The following is an 18,688-nucleotide window of genomic DNA, read 5'->3' as shown; positions in this document are numbered from 1 at the left end:
ATTAAAAAACAAACCCTAAATACAAACTTAAAACGCTGTATTTAGGGTTAATCATAAAATTTTTGATAGGAAACTAAGCGTATTTCATAACAAAAACTAAACAAGTAAGAGTCATAAAAACTTCAATAAAACCTTAATCAAGTAATGATTTCTAATTAGGCTCATGTGTCTAATGCTTAAAATGGCGTATTCCTGTGAAAACCATTGCCATCTGGTGACTATTGCAATAATCAATACTCAACTGGTCTTTAATCGACCCTCCAGGCTGAATAACATCTGTAATTCCTGCTTTATTAGCAATTTCGACACAGTCAGGAAAAGGGAAAAAAGCATCACTCGCCATTACGGCTCCGTTTAAATCGAATTTAAATTGCTTCGCTTTTTCTATGGCCTGCATCAAAGCATCCACTCTACTTGTTTGTCCAGTACCACTTGCCAACAACTGTTTATTTTTTGCCAAAACAATGGTATTTGATTTGGTATGCTTACATATTTTTGAAGCGAAGAACAAATCTTCCAACGCTCCATCTGTTGGCCTCTGTTCAGTTGCGTATTTCACATCAGCCAAACTATCTGTACTAAGGTCCTTATCTTGTACCAAATAGCCGTTCAAACACGAGCGAACAGAAGTTTCTGGCAGTGTTATATCTTTCTGCACTAATATAATACGATTTTTTTTCTGTTCCAAAATTTCCAAAGCATCATCGCTATAAGAAGGAGCAATGATCACCTCAAAAAACAACGAATTCATGTCATTTGCTGTTGCAGAATCTATTTTGGTGTTTGAAATCAATATGCCTCCAAACGCCGACACTGGGTCACCTGCCAAAGCTGCCGCGTATGCCTCTTGAATGCTTTTACGAGTAGCAACACCACAAGCATTGTTATGCTTCAAAATAGCAAAAGTAGGATCCTCATGTTTGAATTCCAAAATCAGATTCACAGCTGCATCTACATCTAATAAATTATTGTAAGACAATTCTTTACCATGTAACTTTTCGAATAAAGCATCAAAATCACCATAGAAAAATCCTTTCTGATGTGGGTTTTCGCCGTAGCGAAGTACCTGCCCTTGATTTTCACTGATTTTAAGTACAGGAATTTCTTCTGTTTGGTTGAAATAATTGAAAATAGCTGTGTCGTAATGAGAAGATACCTGGAAAGCCTTTGCTGCAAAATTTTTGCGTTGCTCCAAGGTGGTGGCTCCGTGTGAGTTTAGTAAAATATCCAATAAGTCAGGATACTGCTCCACCGAAGCTACACATAATACGTCTTTAAAATTTTTAGCTGCCGCACGAATCAGAGAAATACCTCCAATATCTATCTTTTCAATAATATCACTTTCAATTGCACCACTAGCAACGGTTTTTTCAAATGGATACAAATCTACAATAACAATATCTATTTGAGGAATTGCATACTGAATCATCTCAGCAACATCACTGTCATTATCCTGACGATTAAGAATACCGCCAAAAATCTTAGGGTGTAGTGTTTTTACTCTTCCTCCAAAAATCGAAGGGTAATCCGTTACTGTTTCTACGGGAATCACCTCTACGCCTAAATTTCTGATGAAAGATTCTGTACCACCAGTTGAATACATAGTTATCCCTAAACTATTCATTTTATGAATAATAGGTTCTAATCCTGTTTTGTCGAAAACAGAAATCAAAGCAGATTTAGCTTGTTTTGTGGGTTTCATTAAAAAAAATGTCTTATATTTGGGTGCAAAAATAGTATTTTTACACAAGATAATAAAGCATCTCTATCAAAAAATTATGTTTATATACCTACAGCTACTAAAAGAAAGTTTCCGTTTTGCAACCAAGTCATTACGAGATAATAAGCTACGTACTTTTTTATCTTTATTAGGTGTTAGTGTTGGAATATTTCTGATTATTTTAGTACTTTCAGCAGTGGATTCATTAAATCGAAACATTCAAGAAAATCTTGCAGGATTGGATAAAAACTCTATGTATGTATCGAAGTTTTCATTTGGCCCTACAGATGTTCCTCGTTGGCAACGGCTTAATTTTCCACAGGTTACATATCAGGAGTATGAGTTTTTAAAAAAAGATATTCCCAATGTGGAAGCCATGTCTTATGCAATTTTTGGAGTAAGTTCTTCCATAAAATACGAAGGAAAAACCATTGAAAATGTTCCTGCAAGAGCAGATACTTCGGAAATATCAGAAATTGAGGATATTAAAGTTGAGAAAGGACGATTGATGACTGAATCCGAATCAAGAGTAGGAGCTCCGGTTATCGTTTTGGGACATCAGATAGCCCAACAACTTTTTGAAAACGAAGATCCTATAGGAAAAGAAGTTCGTTATTTAAGCAAAAAGATGGTGGTTATTGGCGTTTTGAAAAAATACGGCTCAGTGAGTGATAATGACGAAAAAGTATTTTTGCTTTCTACTTTTGTTAGAAGTTTTATGAACACAGGCACACAAGGGGTTCCCAGCGGAATTGCCATAAAACCTAAAAAAGGAGTTAATATGCAAGAATTTGAAGATATTCTTGTACAGCGTTTTAGAAAATACAGGGGCTTGAAACCCGAAGAAATCAATAATTTTTTTCTGAATAAAATGTCCTCTTTTACAGATATGATTGACCAAACTATAGGCATGATGAATTTGGTAGGGTGGATTGTTGGTGGATTTTCGATTTTGGTGGGTGGTTTCGGAATTGCTAATATAATGTTTGTAAGCGTTCGAGAAAGAACAAGCCTTATCGGGATACAAAAATCGTTGGGAGCTAAAAAGCATTTCATTCTGTTTCAGTTTTTGTTTGAAGCTGTACTTTTAGCATTGATTGGAGGTTTTTTAGGATTGCTTTTTGTATGGCTTGGAACGATTCTCGCTTCTCAACTAACCGATGAACTCACTTTTGTGTTATCAGTTCAAAATGTAATTATTGGTTTGGGGGTGTCGTTTCTTGTCGGACTGATTTCAGGAATCATTCCCGCGTTGAATGCCTCGCAGTTGAACCCTGTGGAAGCTATCAGAACAGGAATGTAAGTCACTGAATAAAAGTAATTTAAAATGGATAGAAAGCATCTTCGATATAATTGATACTGCATCCAGTTTGGTTCTTTACTATTGAAATGATATCAAATTGCACTTCCGTATCCAAATCGTTTTTTAAAACATACTGATTTGCTGCTTTAACCACTAAGTTAATTTTCGATTTGTTGACAAAACTCTCTGGTTCTCCATAGGCAACGGAGGTTCTGGCTTTAACCTCTGTTATATGTAAAATATTGTTTTTTAAAGATATAATATCTATTTCAGCGTGAGCATAAATGAAATTCTGAGCCAAAATGGTGTGTCCGTTTTCGATGAGAAAATCAACCGCTATTTGCTCGGCTTCCTTTCCAAAATCATTGTGTTGTGCCATAGTTATTTTTGATCTTTTGGTGAGGTTCTCTGAATCATTCGTTTAGAAATAATATTAAATCTCCATAGTAGCCATACAGCAGCAACAGTTAGTCCGAAAAGTAAACCTATCCAAATCCCCATGGTACCTAACTCAGTCTTCAGTCCTAAGTAGTAGCATACAGGAAAACTCAATATCCAGTAGGCAACAAAAGTAATATACATAGGCACTTTAACATCTTGTAGTCCTCGCAATGCCCCCAAAGCGGTCACTTGCAATCCGTCAGAAATTTGAAAAATAGCTGCAATCAGCAAGAGCTTAGCCGCCTCACCAATAACGAAAGCATTCTCCGTTAATTTTTCTAAATTATCCATCTCTAAATATAAGGTCGGCAACCAAGTTCTAAAAACAGTTAACAATAATGCAAAAAAAGATTGAGTGAACAGTACCAATACGAATACGGATAAACCTATGCGACGTAAATTAAAAAAATCCTTAGTGCCTAATTGATTTCCGACACGTATCATGGCCGTTACTCCCAAACCGTTAGCAACCATAAAAGTCATTGATGCTAAATTTAACGCTATTTGATTGGCTGAAAGCTCTTTCTCTCCCAAGATACCACTCATCCAAATAGCTGCCGTAAAAATGCCTACCTCAAAAATCATTTGTAACCCAGAAGGAATCCCTATATTGATTATTTTCTTTATATTTTTCCTATCAAACGTATTCCACTGTAAACCAACAACATACTCTTTTGTCTGTTTTATCTTTTTTAACATCCACCAAAGTAATATGGGCATTAAAAATCGTGAAACAAGTGTCCCAACTCCTGCTCCTATAACTCCTAAGGCAGGCATTCCAAGTTTTCCATAAATGAATATATAATTGAAAATTATATTAATAATATTACCTATAAGAGTGACATACATGGCATATTTAGTCAGGGACAGACCATCAGCAAATTGCTTGTATGCCATAAAAAATCCAAGTGGAATAAGAGAAAAAGCCACCAAAAAAGTGTAAGGAACAGCAAGTTTAACCACATTCTCAGGTTGTCCTGTTAAATACATCAAAGGCTCAGCGAAAAACAAGAGTAAAAATAGGAAAAAACACAAAACACTATTGAGTAAAATACCGTGTTTTAGAGTCGATTTTACTTCCTCTTTATCACCTTCCCCATCAGCTTTCGCAACTAAGGGCGTAAGTGCTGTGGAGAAACCTATCCCAAAAGACATAGCAATGAAAATAGCACTATTTCCCAATGCCACTGCAGCCAACTCTGTAACGCCCACTTTACCGACCATTACATTGTCGATAAATCCAACAAAAACGTGCCCTAACATCCCTAATATAACAGGGTAAGCAATGATTAAATTCTGTTTAAATTCTTTTGTGTAGTTCGAAAGTTTATGGAATATCACAATCTCTATTTTTTTTAACAAGGGACAAAGATACAGAAACTATTTTTATCAACCACGAAAAAAATGTTCTTATGAGTTCGCTATTTCAACAAAAACCTATATCTTTGGCTGAAAATATTTCGAATCAATGAAAAAGAAAATTGCAGTAGTAATGGGAGGATACTCAGGGGAATGCGGTGTTTCTCTCAAAAGTGGGCAACTGATTTTACAGAATTTGGATAAGGAAAAATACGAAGTTTTTGAGGTACATATTCTCAACGAAGGTTGGTTTTTGATAGACAAATCGGGAGGCAAATCATTTTCTATCAACAAGGGAGATTTTTCGGCTACTAAGGACGGTGAAAAAATAACCTTTGACCTTGTTGTCAATACAATCCATGGTACTCCTGGCGAAGATGGACAGCTCCAAGCCTATTGGAAACTGATAGGAATTCCCTACACAGGTTGCGATTTTTATCAATCGGCATTGACATTCAACAAACGCGATACTCTCTCCGTTTTGGCTAAATTCAACATCCCGAAAGCAAAATCAATCTATGCATCGAAAAAAGATAAATTAGATTTCAATCTGATTTCTAAGGAATTAGGACTACCTTTATTTGTAAAAGCAAATCGATCAGGGAGCAGTTTAGGGGTTTCCAAAGTGCGTACCTCCGCTGAATTTGAAGAGGCTTTACTCAATGCTTTTCAGGTAGATGATGAAATCTTGATTGAATCTTTTCTTAGTGGACGCGAAATATCTGTAGGTGTGATGCGTCTAAATGGAAAAACCACCGTTATGGGACATACCGAAATTATCTCTGAAAATGATTTCTTTGATTATGAGGCGAAATATCTTGGAAAATCAAAGGAAATTACCCCTGCTCTACTCAGCAATGAACTTATAGAACGCATTGATGGACTGACTATAAAAATATATGATATTCTGAATATGAAAGGGTTCTCTCGGATTGATTATATTATCATGGATAATATTCCTCATTTTATTGAAATAAACACCAACCCTGGACTATCACCACAGAGTATTTTCCCACAGCAGGTAGCTCACAAAGGATTAAATTTTTCAGACTTATTAGACTCAGAGATTAATTCTGCCTTAAGTAACTGATTAACAAAATATTTCTCTTAGTAACCGAATAAAAATATACTTAAAACGATAACATATAAAGAGCATGAAAAGAGCATTATTCCCTGGATCATTTGACCCGATCACCTTAGGGCATTACGACATTGTTTGCCGTGCGTTGGATCTATTTGATGAGATTGTCGTTGCTATTGGAGTGAATAACGATAAAAATTATATGTTCTCAATAGAGGAACGTAAAACCTTTATCGAAAAAGCCTTTGCTGACAAACCTAAGGTTAAAGTGACTACTTATCAAGGACTTACGGTAGATTATTGTAAAGAAATTGGAGCTTCGTTCATTTTGCGAGGGCTGAGAAATCCAGCTGACTTTGAATTTGAAAAAGCTATAGCTCATACTAATCGTAAGTTATCGAAAATCGAAACCGTTTTTCTACTTACAGCTTCAAGCACGTCCTACATTTCATCATCTATAGTTCGGGATGTGATTCGGAACAATGGAGATTACACCGTTTTAGTACCTAGCAGCGTAGTTGTTAATCCAAAATAGCATTTTCTAGCGCTATCCCATTTTTTCTGCAACTTCCTCTAATACAGCCAAAATCTCCGAAAGAGAATCCAAAGTTACCATCTTTTGACGGTATTCTTTGAAATTAGGAATTCCACGGAAGTAATTAGCATAATGGCGTCTCATTTCTAATACGCCTTGTCGCTCACCTTTCCATTCGGATGCCCATGTAAGATGTTTCTTTACAGCTTGTACTCGATCGATAATAGTAGGAGCTGACAAATTTTTGCCTGTACTAAAATAATGCTTTATCTCATTGAAAATCCAAGGATAACCGATTGCTGCACGACCTATCATGATGCCATCAACTCCAAATTTTTGGCGGTACTCGAGTGCTTTTTCGGGGCTGTCGATATCTCCATTTCCAAAAATAGGAATCTTTACTCGTGAATTCTCTTTAATTCGAGCAATATGAGTCCAATCGGAGTGTCCTTTGTAGAGTTGTGAACGTGTACGAGCATGAATTGAAATTGCCTGAACTCCAACATCTTGTAATCGTTCCACAACTTCATCTATGTTGATAGAGGCTTCATCCCACCCCAAACGAGTTTTCACCGTCACAGGCAATTTTGTACTATTAACAACCGCTTTTGTAAGACGTACCATCAGGTCAATATCCTTCAAAACCCCTGCCCCTGCTCCTTTTGAAACAACTTTTTTCACAGGGCAACCGAAGTTGATATCCAACACATCGGGTTCAACAGCTTCTACAATTTTAGCAGAAAGAGCCATCGCCTCTTCGTCACCTCCAAAAATTTGAATACCTACGGGACGCTCATAGTCAAAAATATCCAATTTTTGTCTGCTTTTAATCGCATCACGAATCAATCCTTCAGAAGAAATGAATTCGCTGTAAAGCATATCTGCTCCGTGAATTTTACATAACCTACGGAATGGTGGATCACTAACATCCTCCATTGGAGCTAACAACAACGGAAATTCTCCTAACTCTATATTGCCAATTTTTACCATAATCCTCTATTTTGCCAATCGTTGTCGTACCACTTCATACAAAAATACTCCACAAGCCACCGAAACATTCAACGAACTTATATCACCCAACATCGGAAGTTTTGCCTTCTCATCGGACAATTTCAACAATGCTGGTGATACTCCTACATCTTCTGCTCCCATAATGATTGCTAATGGCTCGGTCATTGTGACATCATAGATTTGCTGATCTGTTTTCTCAGTAGCTACAACTGTTTTAATACCACTTCCTTGTAGGTAATAAATCGCATCACGGAGGTTATCAACCTTACATATAGGCACTTTGAATACTGCTCCTGCAGAAGTTTTGACCGTATCCGCCGTAACAGAAACGCTTCCTCTCTTAGGAATGATAATCCCTGAAACCCCTGTACATTCAGCAGTTCGGATAATAGCTCCAAAATTACGGACATCAGACAGATGGTCTAATACCAAAAATAATGGTGTTACTCCACTTTCGATGGTATTAATAACTAAATTCTCAAAATCGTGATATTCCACAGGTGACACATTAGCTACCACTCCTTGGTGATTTTTTTTCGTCAAACGATTTAGTTTTTCTACGGGAACATACGAAATCATAATCTGTTCCTTCTGCAATAAAACTTGCAACTCTTGAAACAAACTACCTTTTAAACCCTTCTGTACGAAAACCTTATCAACGGTTTTCCCTGCTGTAATAGCTTCAATCACGGCACGAATGCCAAATATTTGATAGTCTTTGTCCATCATTCTGTGTTCAGAGATTTTTAATTGTTTAAGATTCAAGGTTTAAGGTTTAAGGTTTAAGGTTTAAGGTTCGTTATCGTAATTCGCAATTCGTAATTATTAATTATTCGTTCATTAAAATTGAAAATAGATAAAAGGCTGAAAATCCGAAGAGTAGGCCTGATAACACATAATCACTGTTACAACAGCAATCCCAGCTTTCACAACGATATGACTCTCAGAAAAAATATGCTCTATTTCATCCTTCCAACGATTTGGTAACCAATGAACTATATAGCCTATAAGCATAACCGTAAACACGGATTTATAATGCCACAGTACGTCAAAAGCCATTCCCCATTGCATATCATTAGCTACTTGGCTAAACCATTCTCCAATAGATTGCATATCCTTCCCACGAAAGAAAACCCGTGTGAAAGTAATAAAAGCAAAAGTAAATCCTATTTTCCAAACAGTTGCTAACCAATGGGTAGATTGCTCGTACGGACTTACCTTTCTCCAGTATTTGTATGCCACTACACCCAATCCATTCAAACCTCCCCAAATTACGTACTTCCACGAAGCTCCGTGCCACAACCCCCCGATGAGCATTGTGAGCATTATGTTGATGTTTGTAATTACGTGTCGTTCAAAACTCTTACTGTAAAAGGACAATAAGGAGCCTCCTATAAGCAAGACTCCCATAATGATTGAAAACCAAAAGCTATTCATGGCAACCACCACTCCCACAATGAAAATTAAGGAGATGATAAACGTTCCTACGGAACTTTTTCGGTTTCCTCCTAAAGGAATATACAAATAATCACGCAACCATGTGGACAATGAAATGTGCCAACGTTTCCAGAAATCTCCACAGTTAATAGCCTTGTAAGGCGAATTAAAGTTTACCGGAAGCTGGAAACCCATAAGCAATGCTACTCCTATGGCTATGTCCGTATAACCCGAAAAGTCACCATAAATTTGGAGAGAATAACCTATAATTGCCATTATATTCGTAAAACCTGAATACATGGTTGGATTGTCAAAAATCTGATCCAAAAAATGCAAAGCTATGAAATCGGCAAAAATCATTTTTTTAACAAGACCTTTGAGAATCAAATAAATTCCTCTGTTGAACGCTTCATTGGTGATAACTGTTTTCTTTGTAATTTGAGGTACAAAATTTTCAGCTCTCACGATTGGCCCAGCTACTAATTGTGGAAAAAAACTGACATACAAGCCAAAATCAAGAATGTATTTTAACGGAGCTATTTTCTTTCGGTAAATATCAACGGTATAACTAATTGTCTGAAAGGTATAAAACGAAATTCCGACAGGCAAAATAATGGTACTGACACGGAAGTAACCCTCTGAATCAAAGCCATTTGCCCAATATGCCAGATAGTTAAACACCTCATATTGAGTATTGAAAAGTGTATTATGAGTATCGGTTAAAAAATATGCATACTTGAAATAAGATAAAACGAATAAATTCAAGATTATACTGATGGTAACAGCTATTTTTCGTTTGCGTTCTTGTGTCTGCTGATAGATATAATTTCCTAAATAAAAATCAGTTATGGTACTGAAAACCAACAACAGAACAAATAAACCACTGGCTTTGAAGTAGAAATACATACTTGCGAAGAGCAAAAACAGATTTCTCATTCGTCTTCGGCGGTAAATCACGGTGAAAATAGCATAGACAATAGCAAAAAATATCCAAAAATCAATTCGGACAAAATTTAACGGATGATTTTCATCAAATGTAAATATATTTTGAATAAAATCCATACTAAAATCTATTCAATTGCTAAAATATTCTCATACAAAGAGTTGAAGAATAATTCAGAGATGCGTTGCGTTCCCTTAGGTTTCAAATGTACATAGTCGGACGATGCCAAATTTTCTGATACCCAAATCGGCATTGAGTTTTCACCTCCCATAGCCTCGTAAATACTCCAAAAGGCAACGCCATTTTCTAAGCACTTTTTCTTCATTTCCTCATTCAACTTTGGTAAAAACGGATAAGTCACCATTTTCCCATTTTCGGAAGTAGACATATCACTGGGCCCTATAACTATAAAAATAGCATCCGGATTACTGCGTTTCACCCATTTTATATTTTGAATAAGAGAGTGTGCATAGTCCGTAACCTGTTTATCTTTGCGAATATACGGAATAGTGTTTCCTCCATATTGAAAGATGAATATATCCGCTTTTCGGTCGGCTGACATTTGTTCGAAATTCTCTCGGTTCAATCGAGTAAACACACGTCCAGCTTCGCCACGCATAGCGACATTGTCCATACTAACACCTGTATCCCTATCCAAAGTAATTCCATAAAAATCAGGACTAAACTTGCCTTCTAACTCCACTCTGATTTCCTTTGGAGTATTCGCAAAATTCAGTTGAAAATTATGATATTTTCCATCCGTTTTTAGAAAATCCTCCTTCAACAGTTTCCCATTTTCATAGACAGTAATCTTAACTTCGTGGGTATTGTTTCCGTAATGTAACCCAAACTTAGTGTAGGTTTGTAAGCGTTTGTACACATTTCCAAAAGGTTTGACAACAAAATGTGCTTTTTTGACGCTGGTGGTGTCTGCATCATAACTTGTAAATCTTGAAAAAGTAGCAAACAAACCGTATTTTTCGTGGGGTACTTTTGATTTTCGATTTCGGTCAAACGAGGCAAAGCGCAACCAATTTTCACTCGTACTTATGTTTACACTGGTTTGTGAGTAAACAACCTTAATTGGAATAAAACCTGGCCCTCCTCCACCAAAAGCATTTTGAAATCGATTGCGAACGTATTTAGTAATGCGATCACCTTCAATCTGTGAATCACCATAATGTATAATCCGACAGCTGGATTTATTTAATTTTTCGCGTAGTAGTGTAATAAAATCAGTGACATTATCAGGATAATACATCTTGCCTTCAACATTAGTAATGAGTTCTGGCTTCTCTTTTTTCGGAGTAGTCAAATCACTCGTAGTTTTGGTTTTCACCGCAAGGACTTCTGTATCTTCAACAGAAACAACGCTCTCAATAATATCCTTGGCTTTGCTATTATCACTACGATTGTTGCGAATTAAAATATCTGACGTGGGATATTTAATCATTGTATTTCCTAACACAATTCCTTCTTTTACAGACCCTTGTAACGTCAAATAGCGTTCACTAAAAAAAGTAATCACAAAGAGTGTCATAAGCACTCCTAGTATGAATATGACTATTTTTTTGGGATTCATGTTGTTTCCTTTTTTATTCAAGCCACGAAAATACAATTTTTTAAGAAATTACAAGCAGTTTCCCTTTTTTTTTTGAAAAATATTATCGTAAAACGTTTTTTCATCTAAGAAAAACAAACCGTGCTGAAGCAAAAAACCTCCGATAACAATTTTAGCGATATTCTAATTTCACTGAATTATTTCCTTATTTTAAAAATCTAAAAATGAAAATACCATAAAAAAGACCTTCCTAAAAAAGAAGGTCTCTTTATTATCTTAAGAAGCATTGATATTAATATGTATAAATGAAAAAATCTTAAATAAATGATTATCAGATATGATTCTAATCACACGATCTTTTCCTTCTCATGATTGAACTGTTGAGAAACCTATGCTACAAGTGAAACTTCATGCTTATGACTAATAGGATATCTGTTCAACTATTTCAAGTCCATATCCTGACATTCCAACATAATGAGATTGTTTTGAATTTGTCAATAAACGAAGTTTACGAATATTTAAATCGTGCAGAATTTGTGATCCCATACCAATGTCTTTAGTATCTGCAGATGTTACAGGAGCATAGCTACCACTCTGTTTTTCTTTAATTTCAGTGATACGTTTCAGTAAATTCTGTGAATAACCTTCTTTGTTGATAACAATCACTGCACCTTTCCCTTCTTCGTTGATTTTCTTGAAAATTCGTTCTAAGGGATTCTCTTTTTCAGAAGCTAGTACTTCCAAAATATCATTACTAATGAATGAGGCGTGTACTCGAGTCAAAATAGCTTCATCCGATTCCCAAGTACCTTTGGTAAATGCTAAATGAATTTGTTTGTTTGTTGTTTGTTCGTAAGCACGTAAACGAAATTCACCATAAGGTGTTTGGAGGTGAAAATCCTCTTTTTTCACAATTAAGGTATCTTTTCGCATACGATACGCTATCAAATCTTCAATAGAAATGAGTTTCAAATCAAATTTTTTAGCTACTTCTGCCAATTGAGGCAATCGTGCCATCGTTCCATCCTCATTGAGGATTTCTACCAAAATCCCAGCAGGTTGCATTCCTGCTAACCGAGCCAAATCAATAGCAGCTTCCGTGTGTCCCGTTCTGCGAAGTACGCCTCCTTCCTTAGCTCGAAGTGGGAAAATATGTCCTGGTCGTCCCAAATCAAATGGTCTTGTTTCAGGATTTACGAGTGACAAAATTGTTTTGGCTCTGTCGTGTGTTGAAATACCTGTGGTACAACCATGTCCTTTTAAATCGACCGATACAGTAAATTGAGTTTGGTGGAGTACGGTGTTATTTTGTACCATCATCGGTAGATCCAATTCCTCACAACGTTTTTCGGTAAGTGGAGCACATACCAATCCACGTCCATGAGTGACCATAAAATTAATCATCTCCGGTGTTGCTTTTTCAGCTGCTGCGATAAAATCTCCTTCATTTTCACGATTTTCATCATCCACAACGATGATGACTTTCCCTTTTTTTATGTCTTCAATAGCTTCTTCTATTGTGTTTAATTGAATTTTGCCCATTGTTTGTTTTATAGTTAAAGTGCAAAGATATGATTTTTTTAAACAATAAATAAGATTAGTTCGTATCTTCTTCGGTGTTCTCAAAAAAACTGAACACACTACCACCATATTTTTTGTCATATGAAAAATGAGGTAAGGTTTCCAATTCTACGTGTTTGGAGTGTTCGATGATGAGAATCCCATTTTCATTTAAGAGATTTTTGTTAAAAACAAGCTGTATAATTTCGTTAAACTTATCTTGTTGAAAATCATACGGAGGATCTGCAAAAATTACGTCAAAAGTTTGAGTTGTTTTTTGCAAAAAAGTGTAAACGTCTGATTTTATAGCATTTATACCAAATTTTAATTCATCACTTATTTTATTAATAAACTGTATACAACCGCTGTGACTGTCCACCGAAATAAGGTGTTCACATCCTCTACTGGCAAATTCGTAGCTGATATTTCCTGTTCCTGAAAACAAATCCAACACAGATATTTCATTAAAATAATATAAATTATTCAGTATGTTGAACAAAGCTTCTTTAGCAAAGTCAGTAGTTGGACGAACGGGGAGTTTTTGCGGAGCCACCAATCGTTTGCCTTTGTTTTTTCCTGAAATGATTCTCATTTGTAATCTAAAACTAAAAATTTGTGCAAAGATAAGCTCTTTTCGTCTAAAAGAAAAAATAAGGTTATTCTTTACTATTAAATATTTTATAATTAACAGCTTACATAAAAAAAACGATTGATTTATAAATTTACATTCTGTATTTCTTTAATGGTTATCGGTTTATGATTTATCATACGTAAAATAGTATTGTGAAAAATGTTGATCTTGCTTTGAGAACGATTTATACGATAGCAAAATTCATTAAAATAACGCTCTATATGTTTTTTACTTACGTGTACCATTATCGTTCTAAGCCACGATTTTATCTGATGTATTACAATATGCAACTTTTTAAAATTTTTACCCTTATCACTTTCTATTTGAGTAATGTTATATTTTTTCTTTAAGGGATTATAACCATTCCATTTGTCGGTTGTAATTTGAGCTTTTTCACTAATATGTTCTTCAAAAATAGGCGTTAAACTTTTACAAGAATAATCGTCAATAGACTTCACATAAACTCGTTTAACTCGTTGTTTATCCGTTAGTTCTATTGCTATAGCTGCTTTTTTCTTTTTAGTATCGTAACTTCTTCCTGGTTTGTCGTCTTCCATTCCTCCGATAGTAAACTCGTCTACGTGTACAAGGTCTGAAAGCGGATATTTTTTACTACTTTCCATTGCCGTACGAACCTTGTGCATAAACCCCCAAGTGGAAGTTTGGCTAACTCCATAGCGTTCGCCCATTTGCACACTCGATAGGCTTTTACTACTTGTAGCCATCTCAAAAACCATACAAAAGGCTTTGTGCAAACCAAATTTTACTTTGTGAAAAAGCGTATTGGCGGTGGCTGTCTCCACGTGAGAACATCTGTAACAATGATAGCTAAAATTCTTTTTAAGACAGCCTTTTTCGTGTCCGCATTTGGGACATTTAAAGCCATCAGACCATTTATATTTGGCTAAATAGGCTCTACAGGCATTGTCATCGGGTAGTTCTTTGATAAAGTTTAGTAAGTTTTTGCCTTCAAATTTTTCCATCTCGCTGATTTTAAAATACAAAGATACAGAAAATATATTGATAAATCAAAAAAACGAAATTTATAACCTCATAATTCGTTTATTTGAACCATTTTTTAATCTTGAAACGTTAGTAAAAAACATAAAGCTCCCGTAAATTAAGTTCCAAACCACACAAAAACATACAATAGCTCTAAAAGTACTATTTCATGCGTTTGATCTAAGAAAAAAACTTTGAAATTTGGATTATAACAAAAAAACATTATCTTTGCCCAATTAACTTTTTTTAAAAAAATAACAACTAATATGAAAAAAATGTTTTTACTTTTGGGGCTATTAGCCTCGTTTACAGTTGCTTCTGCACAGAACGATTTAGGAGTTGGCAACTTACAACTGAACGCGGGATTTGGGCTTTCAAGTTGGGGGACTCCTGTTTATTTAGGGGTTGATTATGGAGTTGCAGAAGATTGGACTGTAGGAGGTGAGATTTCCTATCGCTCAACCAACTACGGGGTTGCAGATAGAAATGTTAAGTATACCAATGTAGGTGTGGTTGGTAATGTTAATTATCATTTTAATCGTTTGTTCCAATTACCTTCACAATTTGATTTATATGCAGGAGGAAGTTTGGGATATTATTCTTGGACAAATAATTACAAAGTGGAGGGCTTCAATCATCACTACACATCAGGATTTGGATTTGCACTTCAATTGGGAGGACGTTATTTCTTTACCAACAATTTTGGTGTGAACCTTGAATTAGGAGGAGGCACTGTTTCGGGAGGAAAATTAGGAATCACGTATAAGTTCTAATCTTAAATTTATTTATCAAACAAATTGACTTATTTAATGACAATAAAACTTTAAAGGCTATACTAAAATTTTTGTGAAGATTATTAAATCTGTATTTTTTGATTTTTAAAAACTTGTGGTCATTCTGTACATTTGTGGTCAAATTCAAACCACAAATACACACAAATTTTCACAAATATGCTTTCAATAAACTAAAATCACTAAAATTATAAGGACTATTTTTTTGAAAGGTCACCACAAAAATTTTACTAATGCCACTTTAAATAAGTCAATTTTTTATTTCTAATGAATTATGTATATAGAAAATGCTTACCACGGAAAAAGCCCTAAATGGCTTTATCTCATTTATTCCTTAGGTTTCCTTGGGTTTATGGGACTGAATTTTTTAGTATTGCTTTTTTTTGACTATCAAACGTTGATGCAAAATCAAATTGAGAAAAAAGGCGAGTTGCGTTACTTTGCCGAAGATTTGATGTCAGGTTTTGTGTTGTTTTTAGTAGCATTATTAGTTTGGGTACGCTACGTTCATAGGCAACCTTTACGTGCATTTCATACCTCACGGCCTCGTGTGGATTGGAAGCGATTTTTCTTTGCTTTTACTCTTTGGGGCGGTATCTTGGTATTGACTACTTTTATTGATTATTGGATGAACCCACAGGATTATGTGTGGAATTTTCAAGCAGATAAATTTTTTATACTATTGTTATTATCGGTTTTATTAATTCCTATTCAAGCTGGTTTTGAAGAGTATTTTTTCAGAGGGTATTTGATGCAAGGGATAGGTATTGCTGTTAAAAACCGCTGGATACCGCTATTGGTAACTTCTATTTTGTTCGGACTAATGCACAGCGCAAATCCAGAAATTGAAAAATTAGGTTATGGATTTATTTTCTACTATATAGGAATAGGATTATTTTTAGGTATGATAACCTTATTTGATGAGGGATTGGAGTTGGCATTAGGATTCCATATAGCTAATAACCTCATTACGGGATTATTAGTAACTACCAATTGGGGAGTTTTTAGGCTCCCTGCTCTGTTTGTTAATACGGCTGACCCAACGGATGGAGCTTATTATCAGTTATTGTTTTTGGGAGTTTTTATTTTACTTTGTTTCTACATGTTTTCAAAAAAATATGGCTGGAATCTGAAAGATTGGAAACAAAAACTCTTTGGAAAAGTAATGTCTGAAAAAGAGTTTTTTAATAAAATAACCCCTGAAACACATGCCCAATCAGAAAGAGAGATAGTGAAATAAAGGCAGCTCACTCTTAAATTCTCACAATAGTTTTTAAGGGTAGAAACAGGAAAATATTTACATTAAAATTCAGCTTTTAAAACAAAACCCCGATTTTCAGCTTTTTGCCGAATTTCGGGGTTTGTTTATAGCAGATATTCAAAACATTTATCTGATAATACAACAGTTTGTAGGTTTTCTAAAAAATACAAATTTGATAGTACTACTATGGGAATACACCTCTTTCTTTGTACACCTGTTCTAATTTTTCTAATGCTACTATATAGGCTGCCGTTCTGTAGTCGGTTTTATATCTTTCTGCACAAGAAACTACGTTGTCAAATGCTGTTTCAATTTTATCGTTAAGTTTTTCCAAAACTTCTTCGATTTTCCAAATCTCAGCCCGTTTGTTTTGTAACCACTCAAAGTAAGAACCAATAACTCCTCCACTATTACAAAGGATGTCAGGAATTATGTGAATACCCTTTTTCAAAATAATTTCTTCAGCTGCAGCATCTGTTGGTCCATTGGCTCCCTCAGCAATAAGCGTAGCTTTGATTTCATTGGCATTATCTACTGTGATTTGATTTCCTAATGCTGCAGGAATCAAAATATCACAAGGTGTTTTCCAGAACTCGGCATTCTCAATTTTTTGAGCTTTTTCGAAACCTCCAACGCCTCCTTTGTTAGTTTTTGCGTATGCCGACAATTCCTCGGGATCAATACCATTTGCGTTAGCAATAGAACCTGTATGGTCTTGTACTGCAATCAATTTAGCACCTTCTTTATGCAAGAAATGAGCCGCCCAATATCCTACGTTACCAAAACCTTGAACAATATAGGTCTTGCCTTTCAAATCAACGTTGTTTTTCTTAGCCCATTTTTTAATAGCCGTTACAACTCCAAATCCAGTAGCACGATCTCTTCCTGCTAAACCACCTGAAACTACAGGTTTTCCTGTAACCACGTGTAGATTTACAGATCGATTTGCAGGTGATTTTGCTGAGGCATAGGTATCTGAAATCCAAGCCATTATCTGAGCATTAGTATTTACGTCTGGAGCTGGAATATCATAATCAGGACCAATATTATCACCTAAAGCATAAGTAAAACGACGTGTAATACGCTCTAACTCACCTTTTGAATATTTTGAAGGGTCAATCTGAATCCCTCCTTTTCCACCTCCGTACGGAAGTCCAGCAATTGCAGATTTCCAAGTCATCCAAGTTGCCAGAGCCTTAGCCGCATCAATATCCACGGTTGGATGATAGCGCAACCCTCCTTTGTAAGGTCCCAATGCATTATTGTGCTGTACGCGATAACCTGTAAAAACTTCTATAGAACCATCGTCCATCTTCACAGGAAAGTGAACTACGATTTCATTTTGGGTAGAAGCTAAAATCTTGCGAACCCCAGGATCCAAATTCATTTTATCAGCGGCTTTGTTGAACTCGTGCATCACGTTTTCATACATTCCTGTTCTTTTCTTTTCTGTTTCGTTACTCATATTTTTTATATTTATAATAAAAATGAGCGTAAAAGTATGTACTAAAATTGAATTATCCAAAAAAAAGATAAGTGTTTTTATATGAATTAGCAAAAAACGAAATTTTTAGAAAGATAAAGAAAGTAACTATTTTTAGATTATGTAAAAAGTTATTTAACTTTTTTCAAAATAAGTTGATTTTTATTTCATAATATTGCTTTATTGATGAGTAAAATAAAATGTAAAAAAGTTTTTCTAAAATAGATTTTCTCTCTAATCTGACCTTTCTGTATATACCTCAAAACGCCTTTCAGTTTTTTTTCTTATTCGGTTATTTTCTTTAGCCAAGGAGAATATATGAGTTTCTGTGACGCAATTACTTTAGAAAAATCGCTCTTTTGAAAATTTTAAAACTTTCTTCAATAAAAAGTAAAAAAATCGCTTGTTACCCCTAAAAACTTTATATAATTGCAATTTAACTTTTTTGTACAGAAAATATGGTTTTCAGATTTTATCCTAAATTTTGAGTCTGTTTGTAGTAAAAATGAAAAATATTCTATTGACATGGAGAAGTTTATAGATTTTCCGAAAATATCTGAAAGAAAAAA

Annotated in this window: 16 protein-coding genes; 5 read left to right on the top strand and 11 right to left on the bottom strand. The window is 35.1% G+C overall.

Annotated elements, in window-relative coordinates:
* Positions 1-169: 169 nt before the first annotated feature.
* A complete protein-coding gene (purH, locus tag CGC52_RS00125) occupies positions 170-1,702 on the bottom strand; it encodes a bifunctional phosphoribosylaminoimidazolecarboxamide formyltransferase/IMP cyclohydrolase (protein WP_042005533.1) in 1,533 nt (510 codons plus the stop codon).
* Between the two features lie 76 nt (positions 1,703-1,778).
* On the opposite strand from purH, the gene CGC52_RS00120 reads away from it, so the two are divergent.
* Complete coding sequence (locus CGC52_RS00120; RefSeq protein WP_042005541.1) at positions 1,779-3,023, top strand: ABC transporter permease; 1,245 nt, start codon at positions 1,779-1,781, stop codon at positions 3,021-3,023.
* 19 nt (positions 3,024-3,042) lie between these two features.
* Here CGC52_RS00120 and CGC52_RS00115 read toward each other — a convergent pair whose 3' ends face one another.
* Together CGC52_RS00115 and CGC52_RS00110 are read right to left on the bottom strand one after the other, a co-directional pair.
* Positions 3,043-3,402, bottom strand: coding sequence for a YraN family protein (locus tag CGC52_RS00115; protein ID WP_042005531.1), 360 nt, complete (start codon positions 3,400-3,402; stop codon positions 3,043-3,045).
* Between the two features lie 2 nt (positions 3,403-3,404).
* Positions 3,405-4,805, bottom strand: a complete 1,401-nt coding sequence (locus CGC52_RS00110) for an MATE family efflux transporter (protein WP_042344595.1) — start codon at positions 4,803-4,805, stop codon at positions 3,405-3,407.
* Positions 4,806-4,932: 127 nt separating this feature from the next.
* Between CGC52_RS00110 and CGC52_RS00105 the strand changes: the two genes are divergently transcribed.
* Together CGC52_RS00105 and coaD are read left to right on the top strand one after the other, a co-directional pair.
* Positions 4,933-5,913, top strand: coding sequence for a D-alanine--D-alanine ligase (locus CGC52_RS00105; protein ID WP_095893080.1), 981 nt, complete (start codon positions 4,933-4,935; stop codon positions 5,911-5,913).
* A gap of 64 nt (positions 5,914-5,977) precedes the next feature.
* Positions 5,978-6,439 (top strand): pantetheine-phosphate adenylyltransferase, encoded by a 462-nt coding sequence (gene coaD, locus CGC52_RS00100; RefSeq protein ID WP_042005529.1) that lies wholly within the window; start codon positions 5,978-5,980, stop codon positions 6,437-6,439.
* A 12-nt stretch (positions 6,440-6,451) separates the two neighbouring features.
* On the opposite strand, the gene dusB is transcribed toward coaD, so the two are convergent.
* The 7 genes from dusB to CGC52_RS00065 all read right to left on the bottom strand — a co-directional run bounded on the left by dusB (position 6,452) and on the right by CGC52_RS00065 (position 14,565).
* Positions 6,452-7,429 (bottom strand): tRNA dihydrouridine synthase DusB, encoded by a 978-nt coding sequence (gene dusB, locus CGC52_RS00095; protein ID WP_095893079.1) that lies wholly within the window; start codon positions 7,427-7,429, stop codon positions 6,452-6,454.
* A gap of 6 nt (positions 7,430-7,435) precedes the next feature.
* Positions 7,436-8,176 (bottom strand): 23S rRNA (guanosine(2251)-2'-O)-methyltransferase RlmB, encoded by a 741-nt coding sequence (gene rlmB / locus CGC52_RS00090; RefSeq protein WP_198540579.1) that lies wholly within the window; start codon positions 8,174-8,176, stop codon positions 7,436-7,438.
* Positions 8,177-8,290: 114 nt separating this feature from the next.
* Entirely contained in the window at positions 8,291-9,949 is a 1,659-nt protein-coding gene (locus tag CGC52_RS00085; protein WP_095893077.1) for an MBOAT family protein, read from the bottom strand.
* A gap of 8 nt (positions 9,950-9,957) precedes the next feature.
* Positions 9,958-11,412, bottom strand: a complete 1,455-nt coding sequence (locus CGC52_RS00080) for a lipase (RefSeq protein ID WP_042005538.1) — start codon at positions 11,410-11,412, stop codon at positions 9,958-9,960.
* A gap of 399 nt (positions 11,413-11,811) precedes the next feature.
* Positions 11,812-12,933 carry a 3,4-dihydroxy-2-butanone-4-phosphate synthase gene (gene ribB, locus CGC52_RS00075; RefSeq protein ID WP_095893076.1) on the bottom strand — a complete coding sequence of 374 codons (1,122 nt, stop codon included), beginning with the start codon at positions 12,931-12,933 and terminating at the stop codon, positions 11,812-11,814.
* Between the two features lie 55 nt (positions 12,934-12,988).
* Positions 12,989-13,543: an RsmD family RNA methyltransferase gene (locus CGC52_RS00070; protein ID WP_042346451.1), complete on the bottom strand. Its 555-nt coding sequence runs from the start codon at positions 13,541-13,543 to the stop codon at positions 12,989-12,991.
* Between the two features lie 122 nt (positions 13,544-13,665).
* The gene (locus CGC52_RS00065; RefSeq protein ID WP_095893075.1) at positions 13,666-14,565 is read right to left on the bottom strand and encodes an IS1595 family transposase; all 900 of its coding nucleotides are present in this window, start codon (positions 14,563-14,565) and stop codon (positions 13,666-13,668) included.
* A gap of 285 nt (positions 14,566-14,850) precedes the next feature.
* Here CGC52_RS00065 and CGC52_RS00060 point away from each other — a divergent pair, with 285 nt between their 5' ends.
* Together CGC52_RS00060 and CGC52_RS00055 are read left to right on the top strand one after the other, a co-directional pair.
* Positions 14,851-15,357: an outer membrane beta-barrel protein gene (locus CGC52_RS00060; RefSeq protein WP_042005518.1), complete on the top strand. Its 507-nt coding sequence runs from the start codon at positions 14,851-14,853 to the stop codon at positions 15,355-15,357.
* A gap of 292 nt (positions 15,358-15,649) precedes the next feature.
* Complete coding sequence (locus CGC52_RS00055; RefSeq protein ID WP_095893074.1) at positions 15,650-16,615, top strand: CPBP family intramembrane glutamic endopeptidase; 966 nt, start codon at positions 15,650-15,652, stop codon at positions 16,613-16,615.
* 205 nt (positions 16,616-16,820) lie between these two features.
* Here the strand turns inward: CGC52_RS00055 and CGC52_RS00050 are convergent, their stop codons facing one another.
* Entirely contained in the window at positions 16,821-18,101 is a 1,281-nt protein-coding gene (locus CGC52_RS00050; RefSeq protein WP_095893073.1) for a Glu/Leu/Phe/Val dehydrogenase, read from the bottom strand.
* Positions 18,102-18,688: the final 587 nt, after the last annotated feature.

It is taken from the genome of Capnocytophaga sp. H2931 (genome assembly GCF_002302535.1).
GTDB lineage: Bacteria > Bacteroidota > Bacteroidia > Flavobacteriales > Flavobacteriaceae > Capnocytophaga > Capnocytophaga canis.
The sequence above is the reverse complement of the archived record's forward strand: the minus strand, read 5'-3'. Positions and strand labels throughout refer to the sequence as shown.